Raw genomic sequence first — 16,628 nt, forward strand, 5'->3', positions numbered from 1 at the left:
GGTTAGTCCTTACATCAAGCTACCTTTATCTTGGTGGTGGACTGGATACGCCAACCAGTTGGCTATACCAACGGATGACAGTTTCGATTAGTTGGTCATTAAAATCGTAATGAGGGCTATGACAAGGTGGGCTCTCAGCTGACTCCCCTGCGCCAATAATGGCGTAGGCGCCGGCTATTTCGTTTAAGTAATAACTGAAGTCTTCAGAGGCCATTAGTGGCGCAAGGCCTTGGTTTAATAAGGCTGATTCCCCATACAGTGTCTTCCAAGAGGCTCTTGCTTGCTCTGCCGGCGCTGCGTGGTTCACCGTTGGGGCGTAACGTGGCTGGATCTCTACGCTGCAGGCCACCCCATAACTAGCAGCGGTATCCTCACTAATCTCTAACAAATATTGTTCGATTAAGCCTTGGTCGCTAGGCTCAGAAAAACGTATCGAGCCAGACACTTTTGCCTTATCGGGGATAACCGTAAGCCCGCTAGGCGCTTCAATACTGGTTACGCTCACTACCGCTGCTGATTGTGGCGCGATCCGCCTTGCCACAATTTGCTGCAGATTTACCGTTAAGGCGGCGGCGGCTAATACTGGATCGCGGCACAGCTCTGGTTGGCTAGCATGGCCGCCTTTGCCATGCAGCTCAATCACAAAGGTGCCATTGCCCGACATGATGGTGCTATCTGGACACAGCATTTTCGCCAAGGGCAAAGCTGGCCAGTTATGCCAGCCATAAATTTGGTCAACCCCTGTCAAGGCGCCGTCTTCAATCATTTGTTTAGCGCCATGCCCACCTTCTTCAGCGGGCTGAAAAATCAAGGAAACGGGGCCGGTTAACTGCGTTTCGTGCAGTTTTAACCAACGAGCAGTGCCCAATAACACTGCGGCATGACCATCGTGACCGCAGGCATGCATAATCCCTTGACAATTTGAGCGCCACGCCACGTCGGTTTGCTCAGCAATCGGTAGTGCGTCAATATCAGCGCGCAGAGCAATGTGTGAGCCCGAGCCTTGAGCATTTAAACACGCTACGGTGCCGTACTTAGCACAGCCGCGCCAAGCGATGCCTAAGTCAGTTAACTCAGCTTGGATTAGCTTTGCAGTTTCTACCTCGGCCCAACTCAGTTCTGGCTGACGATGTAACAGATGGCGAAAACGCTTAGCATAGGCAAGCGTCTCCAGCCAAAATTGACTCTGGTTCATAGGTTAGTTCCAACACTTAGGAGTATTTCTCAGCAGCTGAGAAATAGATTAATCAATTAGATAAAGCACCAAGAGCGGTGCAGAAGAGCTTAATAATGAGGCGACATGAAGGTAGGGTTACAGACGCATACCAAACCAGCACGCGGCGGAATATAAACATCCATTTTAACTAGAGTCGTCATAATGTCCTCCTACAGAGTGTTATTGGCACAGCCATTTAACACAAGATTGGCCATTACTTTACGTAACACCTTGTTATTACACTGGCACAGATTTAGCGAGAGTACAATAGTTAACCAATAGCGCTATTGTTAGCTGAACGCAGAAGCAGGCAAGCTAGCTCACCACTAGCCCCTTAGCAACCAGTTGGTTTGGCTAATGAATTGGCCAAACAGCTATGCTTTGCTTAACTATTAGTGACGCACTAGAAAAAAAACGATAGCGAATCGAGTGTAGTCGCTTAGCCTTACAGGCTGGTAGCTTGAGTGGGATAATCCAAGCGATGCACTTGTCGGTAGAGGCTAAAGCCTGCGAGAAAACCGAGGCTGGCCAAGCCTAACCATATCCACTGAGTAGCTAGCTGTTCGAGGGATAATAACCAGCCGACTCCTAAGTTTCCTAAAAAGGCGACAATACCGCCAATGCATGAATATAAACCATAATAGCTACCCAGCTCAGAGCGGTGGCCGAAGTGCGCTACCGTAGAGTCTAACAAGGGCAATACGAGCATTGAACCGATACTAAAGGTCACTGCAAAAGCAATGAAGTTTAGCCAAGGCCACTGACTAATAGTAATGAGAAACCATAAAAACGATGTCCCCATTAATATCAACCCTAGGCCCATTGCACAGGCACGCCCAAGATAGTCGCGCCCCCAACGGTTAATCGGTAATTGCAAGCCAATGCCCAGTATCGAAGTAGTTACAAACACCCAAGTAATGACATTGGCACCCAAGCCCCTGGCTGCGACTTCGCTGGGTAGTGCCAAATAAAGCTGGTGAAAAAACAGTTGGAAAGCACAAGCGCAGCCAACAAACCGCATAAAAGCCGTATTTAACAGCATGCTTTTCCATTGCTGTAAAAAATGCTGTTCTCTGGAATGTACTCTTGAGGCTGCCAGATTGGGCAAATAGCGCCATTGAATAATAAATAACAACAAAAACATGAGCGCCGAGCTCAAACCCACCCAGAAAAAGTCAAACCCTAGTAAGCTAAGCCCTAGCAAAGGCCCAAGCAACATTCCTGCTTCTCTCATCCAGCTTTGCATCGCAAATAAACGATGACGACTTTGCTGGTCGGGCGCTTCATTAGCCAAATAGGCATTGCTTGAAGGAGTAAACATCGCTCCAGCAAAGCCTGTCAAAAAGGCTCCTAGTAGCAATAAACTTAGGCTATGAGAAAACCCCAATAGTAAAAAACCTAAAACCCTGACCAAACAGCCCAATAAGATCAACCGCTTATAACCTAGATAATCACCAAGGGTTCCTCCCACTAAGAACAATCCTTGCTGGCTCAATACACGTAAACCTATCACTATGCCTACATGCCATGGACTTAGGTTCAAATCAGTCTGTAGATGCTCCGACAAATACGGCAACAGCATGTAAAAACCTAGATTAAAGCTAAAGCCATTTATCACTAATACTCTGCTAGCCGCAGACAGCTGCCGCCAATCGGCAAGAAAATGTCGAAAATTCATAAACGATCTGTTACTAACTAATCAAACAACCAGGTAAGATATTTCAAGCCACTTGTTTCTGTTGGCGTTGAGTACGAATAAACGGCAGGCCGAGGCTATCATAAAGCACGTCAGTCTCGACCCCATAGACCTGATGGATCAAGTCGGCGCTTAATACCTGTTTGGGCGAACCTTGGGCAATTAACTGGCCCTGCTTTATCACCAACAGATTGTCGGCATATTGCGCCGCCAGATTCAGATCATGTAATACCATAATCGACACCCAGTTATTTTCTTGAGTTTGCTGCTGTAAATGTTCTAACAGCACTTGCTGAAAATGTAGGTCTAGGGCGCTCACGGGCTCATCTAGCATCAAAACCTTGGGGTCACGCATTAAGGCCTGAGCAAACAATATCATCTGACACTGCCCGCCACTCAGGGTTCTAATATCACGATGTGCCAGATGCAGCAGACCAATTTGATCCAAGGCACGCAGCGCCTGCTCTAATAGACTATCAGCTAATTTCAATGATAAGGCTTTAAGCTGGCCAAGCAGTACCACTTCTAATACCGATAAGCCAATATCCAAACGAATATCTTGTGGCATATAACCGAAGCTTTGCCGCCACTGGTTTAGCTGCTTATAATCCAGCGGCTGCTCGGCAAAACTTATTGTGCCACGCTGCGGGCGAACCTCACCAAACAAGGTTTTTAACAAGGAGCTTTTGCCCGTACCATTAGGGCCAATAATCACATGCGTTTTACCAGGGGCTAGCTCAAAACTCATATTGTGAGCCAGAATCAACTGATCAAACGCTAAATCTAAATTGGATACTCGCAACATCGCTATCGCCCCTTACTCATAATCAGCCAAAAGAAAAACGGCACGCCAATAATCGCCGTAACAATGCCAATCGGAAACAAAGCGCCAGGAACAATGATTTTTGATAACACCGAGGCAGTAGAAAGCAAAAAGGCCCCAATTAAAAAAGACAAAGGTAGAAAATAGCGTTGATCTTCCCCCACCAATATTCTGGCCATATTCGGTGCAACTATGCCGATAAAGCCAATAATGCCCACAACACTGGTGACCGTTGCAGTCATCACTGCAACCAAAACTAAAGTTTTAAGGCGCAACCGGGAGACGTTTACCCCTAAACTTTTCGCTCTCTCCTCGCCCAAACGCAAGGCTGTTAGTTTCCACGCGTCCTTAAGTAGTACCAGAAAACACGCTGAACAAACTACCGCTATAATCGCCACATTCGACCAAGTCGCCTTAGTTAAGCTGCCAAACAACCAGAATAAGATCTGCTGGCTTAACTCCGGCGACGAAACAAACTGCACCAAAGACAACAAGGATTGGAATAGGAACAATAAGGCAATGCCCGCCAAAATGAGTTGCCCAGAACTGATATGACGCATCATCGCAAGGCCGAACAGTAGGCTTGCAGAAAACATACAGCAGACAAATGCCCCTATCGGCACCGCAACTTGCGAACTCAACCCCAAAGAGCCTAGATACAACATGAGTGCAGCACCAAATCCTGCGGCGGCGGCCATCCCCAAGGTATAAGGACTCGCCATGGGGTTGTTCAACAGAGTCTGCATTTCCGCGCCACCGACTCCCAAGGTACCACCAACTAAAATGGCGATCAGAGCAATGGGTAAACGCAAGTCGGTCACGATAACTTTGGTGGTAGCAGCCACATCAATTGGCATGCCAAGCCAGTTAGCCAACGCGCTGGCTACATCAAGCACACTCAGCATGGAAGGCCCAGTTGCTAGATCAAATAGGAAAGAAAAAACTAAAATAACTAACAAGCCACTGACTACCCACCAACGCCGTTTTTCATGGCGCCGCTGAGCAAGTAAGGCATCATCGATAAGTTTTTGATTTAACATGCTATAACTTTTTGTAACAGCCAGTGAACATCCTCTGTTCACTCACATATAGAGCAAAATTGTATGTTACTCATGGCGTAAAATACTCTTGCGACTCTAATCGGTTTATAAGTAATCGTACTGAGTTTATAGGTGACTAAGTTCGACATCATGCAAATGATAATGATTTGCATGAGCATTATATTTTAACATAGAATACGTTCAAGCTTTTAATCGTAATTGTTACGACTATTTATCAAGCCCATCCCAACTAACCTACTTAGCATGACTGATTAAAGGATTATTATGCTGCACAAACTCTTCGGCCTATTCGCTGTTATATTCAGCACTTACAGCGTTGGCCAAACGGTGACCATTACCGATGTACTAGACCGCGAGGTTACTTTCAACTCTCCCGCGCAACGCGTTATCGTGGGATTCTATCCTGAAGATTATATGGCCATTGGCACCGAGGCCGCCTACGATAATGTTGTCGGTATGGCAAAATACATCTGGCAAGCTCGCTCTGCGAACTGGGAGATGTATGTCAACTACCGTCCTTCGTTAAATGACATTCCGGCGATTGGACGGGTTGATACCAAAACCTTTTCAGTGGAAAAAGTCATCAGCTTGAACCCCGATGTGATCATGTTAGCTGATTGGCAATTCAAAGGCCTAGGCAGCGATATCGAACGTTTAGAGAGTGCTGGAATCACTGTTGTGGTAGTGGATTACAACGCCCAAACGGTCGAACGTCATGTCAAAAGCACCCAGATTATTGGCGCCATTACTGGTCAAGCGGACCGTGCAGCCCAAATTGCTAAAGAATACCAAGAGAACGTTGAGACCATTACCCAGCGTCTTGCCGCTGCCAAGTTACCTAAACCACGTATTTACACTGAGTTTGGTGCAGCTGGAGTAAATGAAATAGGTTACACTTTTGGCAAAAACATGTGGGGGGGCATCTCCACTACTGCGGGTGGCGACAATATTTCCGCTCCTTATGTTGAATGGTGGGGAAAACTTAACCCTGAGCAAATCCTTGCTGCCGATCCCGAGCTCATCGTCATCACCGGTTACGAAACAAATAGCGCTGAAGACGCCATGCTAATCGGCCAAGGTGTAGATGAAGCCACCGTCAAACAACGCTTAGCGGGTTTTAAACAGCGCGTTGGTTGGTCCACCCTCAGCGCGGTCAAAAATAATCGCTTATATGCCGCTTATCACGGTGCTTGCCGTACCATTTTTGATGGAGCTATGCTGCAATTTTACGCTAAAGCGATGTACCCGAAATTATTTAGTGACTTAGATCCTGCCGCAAGCTATCAAGACTTCTACAAAAAATACCTGCCGGTACAACCTCAAGGCACCTTTATGACGTCGTTATAATGGGCCAAGAAGGCATGTGCTAACAGACATTGCATAGCGCACTCTTTATTTACGCAGACCTAAAAAAAGCAGCTTAAAGCTGCTTTTTTACTAACAATACGGTTTAACCGTTAACTCCTTGGCTAGCTAAGTACTCTTCATAGGTACCGTGGAAGTCCACCACGCCATCTGGAGTTAACTCGATAATTCGAGTCGCCAAACTAGAAACAAACTCACGGTCATGGCTGACAAAAATCAAGGTGCCAGGGTAATTTTCTAAGGCCAAGTTCAAGGATTCAATCGACTCCATGTCTAAGTGGTTAGTAGGCTCATCCATCACCATAATGTTTGGCTTTTGTAAAATCAGTTTACCAAACAACATCCGACCTTGTTCTCCACCAGAGATCACTTTCACCGATTTATGAATTTCTTGTTGAGAGAACAACAAACGCCCTAGGGTACCGCGAATAACCTGCTCGTCATCACCCTCTTTACCCCATTGCCACATCCAATCAAGCAGGGTTTTATCTTCGGCAAAGTCGGCGGCATGATCCTGCGCGTAATAACCAATTTGGGCATTCTCAGACCATTTAATCATGCCTTCACTCTCGGTATCACCCACTAAACATTTTAATAAAGTGGTTTTACCAATACCGTTAGGACCGATAACCGCAATGCGCTCACCTACTTCCACCATGAAGTTGAGGTCTTTAAACAAGGTTTCTTCATAAGCTTTAGCCAAACCTTCTACTTCTAGGGCTAAACGGTGCAGCTTTTTCTCTTCTTCAAAACGAATAAAGGGATTTTGGCGGCTTGATGGTTTTACCTCGGCCAATTGGATCTTATCAATTTGTTTGGCTCGCGAAGTCGCTTGCTTCGACTTAGAAGCATTAGCAGAGAAGCGACTAACAAAAGACTTAAGCTCGGCAATCTGGGCTTTTTTCTTGGCGTTATCTGCCAACATTTGTTCACGCGCTTGGGTAGCCGCAGTCATGTATTCATCGTAAGAGCCAGGGAAGGTACGCAATTCACCGTAATCCAAATCCGCCATGTGAGTACACACACTGTTTAAGAAGTGACGGTCGTGAGAAATGATGATCATGGTGCAGTTACGCTCGTTTAGTACTCCTTCCAACCAACGAATCGTATTAATATCCAAGTTGTTGGTCGGTTCATCAAGCAGCATAATATCGGGATCGGCAAACAAGACTTGAGCCAGCAATACCCGCAATTTCCAGCCTGGTGCCACTTCACTCATCGGCCCATAGTGTTGCTCGATGGGAATGCCCACACCTAATAACAATTCACCAGCTCGGGCTTCGGCAGTGTAACCATCCATTTCGGCAAATTCGGCCTCTAGCTCGGCGGCGCGAATGCCATCTTCTTCGCTCATCTCAGGGTTAGCATAAATCGCATCACGCTCGGCTTTTACTGCCCATAACTCTTCATAACCCATGATCACGGTATCGATAACAGCTTTGTCTTCGTAGGCAAATTGATCCTGCTTCAACTTACCGATACGCTCATTAGGATCTTTTGAGACGTTGCCCGCACTTGGCTCTAGGTCACCGCCCAAAATTTTCATAAACGTAGATTTACCACAGCCATTGGCGCCAATGAGGCCGTAACGATTACCTTCGCCAAATTTAACTGATACATTTTCGAAAAGAGGCTTTGCGCCAAATTGCATGGTGACATTAGAAGATATAAGCAATGTAGTATTCCGCTTGGTTGCGTTTTAGCGCAGCTCGTGGCTACTAAAACATGAGACTAAATATTTGGTCGCGCATTATGCCACAACTCGCTTAAACTTCGCACACCTAATGCGTAAGATCACACAAATTCGGCTCAACACAGCCAAACAGCATGAATATTCACCAGTTAAACCTCGCTAAACGCATTTTGTGTGACGCTTTAACTCAATTGCATTATTCTCAGAAGGAGAACAACAATGAGGACGACTGATGGCTAATTCTACCCCACCCGATGCACTAGCAAACATCGCTAAAGCTGATAGCGAGAGTCGCTTGCAATACTTAGTGAAAGAAAGTCGTAAACAACAGCAATTGTGGATTTTAATTGATGACGACGGCTGTGTGATGTTGAATTCGGAAGACGAAGATTGTGTTCCGGTATGGCCTAATCAGGAATTTGCTGCCGCTTGGGCGACCGGTGATTGGCAACATTGTAAACCCGAGTCCATCTCCCTAGCGAAGTGGAAAAGCCGCTGGACCGATGGCCTTAGCGATGATGAGCTATATGTGGCAGTCTTCCCTAACGACCAAGAAGAAGGGCTAATTTTATCACCCTATGAGTTTGAAGAGCTGCTAAACAAGGGGAGTTAAGCTAATTAAAGCTACTTCTTAGTTGCAACAATTCCAAGGCCTCAGCAATGCTGAGGCCTTTTTATTTAACTACCAGCCTTGGGTATGTTTTTCGATAATTTGACAGTACAAGTCTACCTGTTCCGGGCTGTCGTTTAAGGCAGAAATATAATGATATTGCTCACCGCCAGCCTCCATAAACACATCGCGAAGCTCACAAGACACTTCCTCAATGGTTTCCAAACAGTCCACCGAAAAAGCTGGAGAAATCACATCCACTGATTTAACGCTCTGCTCGGCCAGCTGAGTGAGCAATTGGTCGGTATAGGGCTTAACCCATGGATCTTTGCCAAAGCGGGACTGATAACACAAGCGCCACTGAGTTTGTTTTAAGCCAAGTAGGGCTGCCACTTTCGCCGCGGTATCTTCACACTGCTGCGGATACGGGTCACCATTACGCGCGTAACGTTCTGGAATACCATGAAAAGAAAACAACAATACTTCGCCGCGCGCTGTCAGCTCCCAATGCTGCTTTATCGAATGCGCTAGGGCTGCAATATAGGCAGGCTCGTCATAATACTCTTTTACCAAACGCAGCTCAGGAATGTTATAGGCGTTTTTTAAGGACTTCGTATAACTGTCAAACACTGGTGCGGTGGTGGATACCGAATATTGCGGATACATCGGCAATAACAATATTCGTTGATGGCCAGCCGCTAATACTTGCTGCACAACATTGGGAATATCGGGTTCGCTGTAAGTCATCGCCAAATACACTTCGTACTTACCCGCCAGTTTTTTAGCTAACTTGATACGAATTTGTTCACTGAACATTTTCAGCGGCGAACCGCCTTTCAACCATATTTGCTGATAGAGTTTTGCTACTCGACGAGAGCGCAGCGGCAAAATTAATCCATACAATAATGGTAACCACAGTATACGAGGCAGATTAACCACCCGCTTGTCTGATAGGAAACGTCCTAAAAAGCTGGCTACGGCGCTGGGTGTAGCTTGCTCAGGGGTTCCTAAGTTGACCAGCACCACAGCACACTTCAATTCATTATCGACTTTTGACATGCACACATCCTTTAATTGCCAGTCACCAGTTTACGGTATTTAGGCGCATAAAAAAAAGCGGCTAAAGCCGCTTTTTCCTGAGTAAATTGCCTGAGCAATTAATCAAGCAATTCAACTAATTGGTTGCTAATGGCTTCAACAGATTGAGTACCGTCTAGCTTGAAGTATTTGCTATTACCTTGGGCGGCTTCGTTGCCGTAGTAGTCAACGAGTGGTTTAGTTTGCTCATGATAAATAGCCAAGCGGTCTCGAACTATGCTCTCTTCATCATCAGGGCGAATCACTAAATCTTCACCCGTCACGTCGTCTTTGCCTTCAACTTTAGGCGGGTTGTACACTACATGGTAAACGCGGCCACTACCAGGGTGAACACGACGTCCACTCATGCGCTTAACGATTTCTTCATCTGCTACGTCAAACTCAAGCACTGCGTCAATGCTAATACCCGCTTCTTTCATCGCATCCGCTTGAGGAATGGTGCGAGGGAAACCGTCTAACAAGAAGCCTTTTTGGCAGTCTTCTTGTTGAATACGCTCTTTAACTAAACCAATAATCAATTCATCTGACACTAATTGGCCTGCATCCATTACTTCTTTGGCTTTCTTGCCTAAGTCTGTGCCTGCTTTTACGGCGGCGCGTAACATATCGCCAGTAGAAATTTGAGGGATGCCGTAACGCTCCATAATAAATTGTGCTTGGGTACCTTTACCCGCGCCAGGAGCGCCTAAAAGAATAATGCGCATAATTGCTGTTCCTTGATTTAGTTTTAGTGCTTTTTACAAGAGACGTGAATTTACACTGATGAGCCGCAGACTACAAGTCAAGCTCGACTAAAGTTGAGTCTGACGAAGCCGCGAATAATAACGCTGCTTATTACTGTACATGTTCTGATCAGCCTGTTTATACAAGTGACTAAAATCAACCTCATGGGTAGACGCGTAACCAAAGGAAAAACTCAGCAAAGGTTCGCCACCAAAGCTATTCAAATCGATCGCCACTTGGTTGTTTTGCCGTGAATTTAAGCGTGCGGCCAGCATCTCGATTTTTTCCAACTGTGGCCCAGCCAAAACAATGGCAAACTCATCACCGCCGATGCGGAAATAGTCATCGCTAATATCCCTGCAGCACTCGGCTAATACTTCCGCCACTGACTGAATAAGTTGGTCGCCCTTTTCATGACCTTTTTCATCATTCATTCGCTTCAGACCGTTAACATCAATAACAAACATACAGACTTCAGCATCTAGCTGCGTTTCCAGAGAAAACTGTAATTCATCAAAGGCTTTGCGGTTTTTAATTCCAGTCAATGAATCGGTTCTCGCTAAGTGGTCAAGCTCCTCATTCAAACTGCGATTTTCCAAGAAGGAGCTAAGTTCGGTTACAAATAACATGATACGGTTACTGCTCTCTTCACTTAACTTAGGTTCATTAATTAATAACCAGCCCATCTTATCGCCGCCGCAACGAATCCCAAATACATTCACCCATTGCTGATTAAACTCGATACTAAAGCGATCCCAACGCTGTCTTGCCTTGGTGGCAATCCTAAGTTGTAGCTCGTCAAATTCATCTAATTCAACTGAAAGAGACTCGTGTACACTTCTATGACCGCGCGACTGCGGAAGATAAATCACCAAGCCAATATTAGGAAAACACATAGCCAGTATACGCAGCGCATCAATGGCAATCTGTCGATTCCCTTTACTGGCCTCTAATACGCGGCGAAACTGCACCAATTGTTGAAAAAAAAAGTTACTTTGGGCGAGATTATCCATCGACAATTCTAAATCGCGAGTGCGCTCTTCCACCTTATATTCAAGCTGGCTATTTAAATTTTGCACCTCTTCTAAATAGCCGGCTCGTAATTTATCGATGCGAGCTAATTCTTGGTTTTTTTCTTGAACGGTACGTAGCTGTTTCCCAATGGTGGTTTTCATCTGTGCCAATAAACTGGCTACATCAGCAAACTCTTGAATGGTGAGCTTATGGTCATTCACCCAATCTGAGTCGCGGCCCTTTTCAAAATCACGAATTAAGCCATATAAGCGACCAAACGCCCGCGCCACTAGGTGAGCAAACAACATGATCACCACCATGATAATGGCTATAACCACGACGCTCGATGCCATGCCCGGCGCCATGGTCGCTCTAACTTGCTCGGCTAGGCTTTCTAAACCTTGACCCACCTTCACTTTTAACCAAACAGAGTTTTGATAATTACGACCGCTGATCACCAGACGGCTGGCATGGGCCACATCGTAATTAGCATCATCAATCAAGTTGCCTTCTATTTGCTGTTGTTTATAGAAAAAGCCCAAACTTTCATTTTGATTGAGACTGTCTTGAACTCGTTCAGCCAACTTATAAATAGGCACAATAGCCACAAGGTAACCACTAACTACAATGTGGTCGATGGCTCTATCTGAATATATAGGAACCACATAGGCCAAGGCTTTATGCTGTCCTCCCTTGGCCACTAGCGCACTATCTTTAATTAAAAACACTCGGCTTTTAGAGGCAATGTCTTTTATCTCAAACGGGCCGGTAAAGGTTGATAGGATTAGACCAGAGCGCTCTAAAGCAAGAATATTCCCGGCATGGGACTCCACCACATAGCCTTCTTTATCCACTAAATACAGTGATTCAATTAAAGGCGCGTCTAGCACAAAGTTAGACAATACATCTGGTAGGTGAATCGAATACAACAGATCATCAATGCCCTTAACAATGGCATCTTGCTCAGATAAGAGCCGCAAACCATTGGTTAGGATCTCGTTATTATGGCCCAGCTCTGCGGCAATTTGGTTGGCCGATGCTGCCAAGCGACTATCAACCGAGTTATAAACAAGATTATACATTTGCTTATATAAGGCAAAAGACAGCACCGATACTGGAACAACAGCTACAAAAATTAATAACAGAAAGGTGATCGACCGAAGCCTGATAGTCATTGTTATTGTCCGCGTTTCTCTATTTCTTTATCGGCTATCGCTTGCATATATTCGGTCGCCTGCTCCACAGTATAATTGTGTTCCATATAACGAGTAAAACCGCGCTGCAAAGCCAGCCAAACAATGGTCATTTCCTTGTCACTAGGCATGGCCCTAGTTTGCTCCATTTGCAATAACATTTGCTGATCATTGGTCGATTGACTGTGCTGATAGTTGGCTAATACTTGCTTGTTAGCAGGAATTAAACCACCTTCTTGGTAAATAATTCCCTGTGCCTTATCGCCTTGCATATATAAACTAAATGCCTTAATCGATTGATAATTTTTTCTGTTTTCGAACAACCTAGGAAAAGCTAATACATAACCAGAGAACATCGGTTTCATTGTATTACCTTGAATGGTGGGTAATACACTCACACCTAAGTCCTCACCCATGGCTTGGTTCAAATCATTATAGATCCAATCGCCGTTGATCATGTATGCCGCTTCACCGTTCTTAAAACGCTCAACGCTGCAATCATGGTTACACGTGGCATCCACTAAGCCAATATCTCTTAACTCTTTGTAATAACGCAAAGCATTGCGCATAGCTTCTGTATCTAAGGTAATTTTTCCCTGTAGCAAAGGCCAACCGTCGAAAGCCGTTAAAAATGGCACAAACCAATACATTTCAGCAAAATTCCAAACAATGGCATCGCGCCCATCTTGAGTTAAAGCCGCTTGTTGTTCCAACAATTCAGCCCAAGAAGAAACCGGCTGTTTTACTAGACTTTTATTGTAATAAAGTACCAAATGATTGCCTTGAAATAAGGGAATACCATATTGCTGCTCATCGGTTGCTCCGGCCTTGAGTATGCGTTGCTGGATATCAGGAACAATCCAATCTTTTGGAACTGGGCTTAAGGATATTAGCTCATGCATGCCCACGAAATCACTGGGCACGTATAAAATATCTGGCAGAGTATTAGTACGCGCCTGATTTAACACTTCCTCACGCAAACGCTCAGATAAAAAATTGTTTTTCTCAATGGTGATATTGTTGCTTTGTTCAAATTGCAAAATCGCACTATCAAGATATTGTGAAGGATTGTGCGCATTCCAAAGAGTAAGTTTATCGGCTGCTTGCACCGACAAGCAGGCCATAGTTAAAGCCAGTATTCCAAAACGCATGTTAGCCGCCTGTTATTATTTTTTTTTCACATTCTAGCAATGATCCAACAATTTAACTGTGAGCTAATTCTATGCAAATAAAGCCAAATGCGATGATCTACAAAAATGTTCACTACCCCACATTAACTCTAGTGTAGGCCGTATTTGCGCTAGGTTTAGCCCAAAAAAAAGGCAGCCTAATGGCCGCCCTTCTTAAAAAAGCTAGTACTAAGCAAGCAACTTATTGATCTTTCTGATGAATTCAGAAGGATTTTCTAGGCTACCGCGCTCTGCCAAGGTGGCTTGGTCTAATAACAAGCTCGCCCATTCAGCAAATTTTTCTTCGTCTTGCTCATCGGCCACACGTTTGATTAAGTCATGCTGAGGGTTCAACTCAAAAATGTATTTTTGCTCAGGCACATCTTGTCCCACCGCCTTCATCAGCTTCTGCATTTGTGTGCTCATGTCATGCTCATCAACCACAATACAAGAAGGCGTATCAGTCAGACGGTAGGTTAAACGCACGTCTTTCACTTTATCACCCAGGGTTTCTTTCACTCGGCTAACAAAGCTGGCGTATTCGGTCTCATCCTGCTCTTTTTGTTTCTTGGTTTCTTCATCATCCAAATCACCTAAATCTAAGTCACCTTTGGTGATAGACACTAAGCTCTTACCTTCAGCTTCAGGCAAGTGGCTAATTAACCATTCGTCAACGCGGTCATGCATCAATAATACTTCAATGCCTTTACGCTTGAAGATCTCTAGGTGTGGGCTGTTTGCTGCAGCGGCATAGCTATCGGCGGTGACATAATAAATCTTGTCTTGACCTTCTTTCATGCGCTCAACGTAATCGGCAAAGGATACATTTTGCTCAGCATTATCATTATGGGTAGAAGCAAAACGTAGCAGCTTAGCAATTTGCTCTTTGTTAGCAAAATCTTCAGCTGGGCCTTCTTTCAATACTTGGCCGAACTCAGCCCAGAAAGTTTGGTATTTCTCGGCATCATTTTTCGCCATGCGCTCTAACATGGTCAGTACGCGTTTAGTACAAGCGCTGCGCAAGTTAGCGGTGGTTTTAGTATCTTGTAGAATTTCCCGAGATACGTTTAGCGGTAAGTCATTTGAATCCAGCACACCTTTCACAAAGCGTAAGTAACCCGGCATAAACTCATCGGCATCGTCCATAATAAACACACGTTGCACGTAAAGTTTTAAGCCGTGTTGACGCTCACGGTTCCACAAATCGAAAGGCGCCTTGCTAGGAATGTACAGCAAGCTGGTGTAATCCTGCTTACCTTCTACTTTGTTGTGTGCCCAAGTTAATGGATCGGCAAAGTCGTGAGAAATGTGCTTGTAGAACTCGTTGTACTCTTCTTTAGAGATTTCGTTTTTACCACGAGTCCATAGTGCAGTCGCTTTGTTAATTGACTCCCACTCACCTGGCACAGCGGCAATTTTCTCGCCATCGGGGCCTTCAGACTCGGGTCTCTCATCTTTCCACATTTGCACCGGAATAGAGATATGATCAGAGTATTTAGTAATGATGGAGCGTACTTTCCAGCTATCGAGGAATTCGTGCTCGTCTTCACGCAAATGCAAGGTAATGTCAGTACCGCGAGTCTGCTTAGTAATGTCGGCTACGGTGTAATCACCTTCACCGGCACTTTCCCAACGCACGCCCTGCTCTGCTTCAACACCGGCAGCGCGGGTTTCTACGGTCACTTTATCGGCAACGATAAAGGCCGAGTAAAAGCCCACACCAAATTGGCCAATTAGCTGCGAGTCTTTAGCGCTATCGCCACTGAGTTGTCCGAAAAACTCTTTAGTGCCCGATTTAGCAATGGTACCTAAGTGCTCAATCACTTCATCGCGAGTCATACCAATACCGTTGTCTGACAAGGTAATGGTTTTAGCGTCTTGGTCGAAGCTAACTCGAACCCGAAGTTCGCCATCATCTTCATACAAGGCATTATTTTCTAGCGCTTTAAAGCGAAGCTTATCGGCCGCATCAGCAGCGTTAGATACTAATTCACGGAGGAAGATTTCTTTATTTGAATAAAGAGAGTGGATCATCAATTGAAGTAGTTGTTTTACTTCGGTTTGAAAGCCATGAGTTTCAGCATGAACTGCATCAGTCATTGTTTTATTTCCTTGCTTTTACACATAGATCATTTGTTGATAAACGATATGGGGGTAGCAAAATGGATTTCAAGCAAATCCAAGGAAATTTTCTTCAGCATGTTAGCAGCCCACCTAAAAGTAGGCTGAGAGTGTGATGCAAGTCAGCTTAGTCTAGTTGTTGACGGCCAATTAACGAGTGCGACAAGGTAGTCCCGTCTACGCTATCTAGCTCACCACCTAGTGGAACACCGTGAGCAATGCGCGATACCTTAACTTGATAACGCTTCGCCATGTCATGAATGTAATATGCGGTGGCTTCACCTTCAACGGTAGGGTTGGTAGCTAAAATCAACTCTGTCACCGACTCTTGCGCCAAGCGCTGCTCTAACTTATCTAAGTGCAACTCACTCGGACCAATGCCATCTAAGGGAGACAGGTGTCCCATTAATACAAAGTAACTACCGTAGAACTGCGCGGTTTGTTCAATAGCCGCGACATCCGCCGGTGTTTCCACCACACAAATCACCCCTTTGCTCATTCTTTTAGCCGATTGGCAAATAGGACAACGCTCTTCTTCAGCAAAATTTCTACATACTTCGCAATGGCCTACTACTTCCATCGCCTGACTAATACTGGCCGCCAATTGTAATCCGTCGCGTCGTTTACGCTCCAGAAGATCAAAAGCCATACGCTGGGCGCTGCGCGGGCCAACGCCGGGCAATACTTGCAGAGATTTTATCAACTGTTCAATACTGGGACTGTATTTCATGCAACTTCCACTAGACTCAAAATAAGCGCAGCTAATGTAACAGCGTCGTTAATAAAATTCATTAGCCACTGCAAAAATATTCAACCAACACAACACGCTAGCGCTAGACCAAATAT

General features: G+C 45.2%; 13 protein-coding genes. 2 read left to right on the forward strand and 11 right to left on the reverse strand.

Going from position 1 to position 16,628, the window contains the following annotated elements:
* Positions 1–25 precede the first annotated feature (25 nt).
* The 4 genes from doeB2 to AR383_RS03375 all read right to left on the reverse strand — a co-directional run bounded on the left by doeB2 (position 26) and on the right by AR383_RS03375 (position 4,775).
* The gene (gene doeB2, locus AR383_RS03360; RefSeq protein WP_055731845.1) at positions 26–1,195 is read right to left on the reverse strand and encodes a N(2)-acetyl-L-2,4-diaminobutanoate deacetylase DoeB2; all 1,170 of its coding nucleotides are present in this window, start codon (positions 1,193–1,195) and stop codon (positions 26–28) included.
* 466 nt (positions 1,196–1,661) lie between these two features.
* A complete protein-coding gene (locus AR383_RS03365) occupies positions 1,662–2,894 on the reverse strand; it encodes an MFS transporter (RefSeq protein WP_055731846.1) in 1,233 nt (410 codons plus the stop codon).
* A 43-nt stretch (positions 2,895–2,937) separates the two neighbouring features.
* On the reverse strand, positions 2,938–3,717 hold the full coding sequence (locus AR383_RS03370) for an ABC transporter ATP-binding protein (RefSeq protein WP_055731847.1): 780 nt from the start codon (positions 3,715–3,717) through the stop codon (positions 2,938–2,940).
* A 2-nt stretch (positions 3,718–3,719) separates the two neighbouring features.
* Entirely contained in the window at positions 3,720–4,775 is a 1,056-nt protein-coding gene (locus AR383_RS03375; RefSeq protein ID WP_055731848.1) for a FecCD family ABC transporter permease, read from the reverse strand.
* Between the two features lie 285 nt (positions 4,776–5,060).
* Here AR383_RS03375 and AR383_RS03380 point away from each other — a divergent pair, with 285 nt between their 5' ends.
* Positions 5,061–6,143: an ABC transporter substrate-binding protein gene (locus tag AR383_RS03380; RefSeq protein WP_055731849.1), complete on the forward strand. Its 1,083-nt coding sequence runs from the start codon at positions 5,061–5,063 to the stop codon at positions 6,141–6,143.
* A gap of 103 nt (positions 6,144–6,246) precedes the next feature.
* Here the strand turns inward: AR383_RS03380 and AR383_RS03385 are convergent, their stop codons facing one another.
* Entirely contained in the window at positions 6,247–7,836 is a 1,590-nt protein-coding gene (locus tag AR383_RS03385) for an ABC-F family ATPase (protein WP_083481486.1), read from the reverse strand.
* Positions 7,837–8,086: 250 nt separating this feature from the next.
* On the opposite strand from AR383_RS03385, the gene AR383_RS03390 reads away from it, so the two are divergent.
* Complete coding sequence (locus tag AR383_RS03390; RefSeq protein ID WP_055731851.1) at positions 8,087–8,467, forward strand: DUF2750 domain-containing protein; 381 nt, start codon at positions 8,087–8,089, stop codon at positions 8,465–8,467.
* Positions 8,468–8,536: 69 nt separating this feature from the next.
* Here the strand turns inward: AR383_RS03390 and hemH are convergent, their stop codons facing one another.
* From hemH to recR, 6 genes are all read right to left on the reverse strand, one after another.
* The gene (hemH, locus tag AR383_RS03395) at positions 8,537–9,523 is read right to left on the reverse strand and encodes a ferrochelatase (RefSeq protein ID WP_055731852.1); all 987 of its coding nucleotides are present in this window, start codon (positions 9,521–9,523) and stop codon (positions 8,537–8,539) included.
* 98 nt (positions 9,524–9,621) lie between these two features.
* A complete protein-coding gene (gene adk, locus AR383_RS03400; RefSeq protein ID WP_055731853.1) occupies positions 9,622–10,266 on the reverse strand; it encodes an adenylate kinase in 645 nt (214 codons plus the stop codon).
* An 87-nt stretch (positions 10,267–10,353) separates the two neighbouring features.
* A complete protein-coding gene (locus AR383_RS03405; protein WP_055731854.1) occupies positions 10,354–12,474 on the reverse strand; it encodes a GGDEF domain-containing protein in 2,121 nt (706 codons plus the stop codon).
* A 2-nt stretch (positions 12,475–12,476) separates the two neighbouring features.
* Positions 12,477–13,643, reverse strand: coding sequence for a sugar ABC transporter substrate-binding protein (locus AR383_RS03410; protein WP_055731855.1), 1,167 nt, complete (start codon positions 13,641–13,643; stop codon positions 12,477–12,479).
* A 207-nt stretch (positions 13,644–13,850) separates the two neighbouring features.
* Positions 13,851–15,761, reverse strand: a complete 1,911-nt coding sequence (gene htpG, locus AR383_RS03415) for a molecular chaperone HtpG (RefSeq protein WP_055731856.1) — start codon at positions 15,759–15,761, stop codon at positions 13,851–13,853.
* Between the two features lie 148 nt (positions 15,762–15,909).
* Positions 15,910–16,512, reverse strand: coding sequence for a recombination mediator RecR (gene recR / locus AR383_RS03420; protein WP_055731857.1), 603 nt, complete (start codon positions 16,510–16,512; stop codon positions 15,910–15,912).
* Positions 16,513–16,628: the final 116 nt, after the last annotated feature.

The sequence above is a fragment of the Agarivorans gilvus genome (genome assembly GCF_001420915.1).
In the GTDB taxonomy this organism is placed as follows: Bacteria; Pseudomonadota; Gammaproteobacteria; order Enterobacterales; family Celerinatantimonadaceae; genus Agarivorans; species Agarivorans gilvus.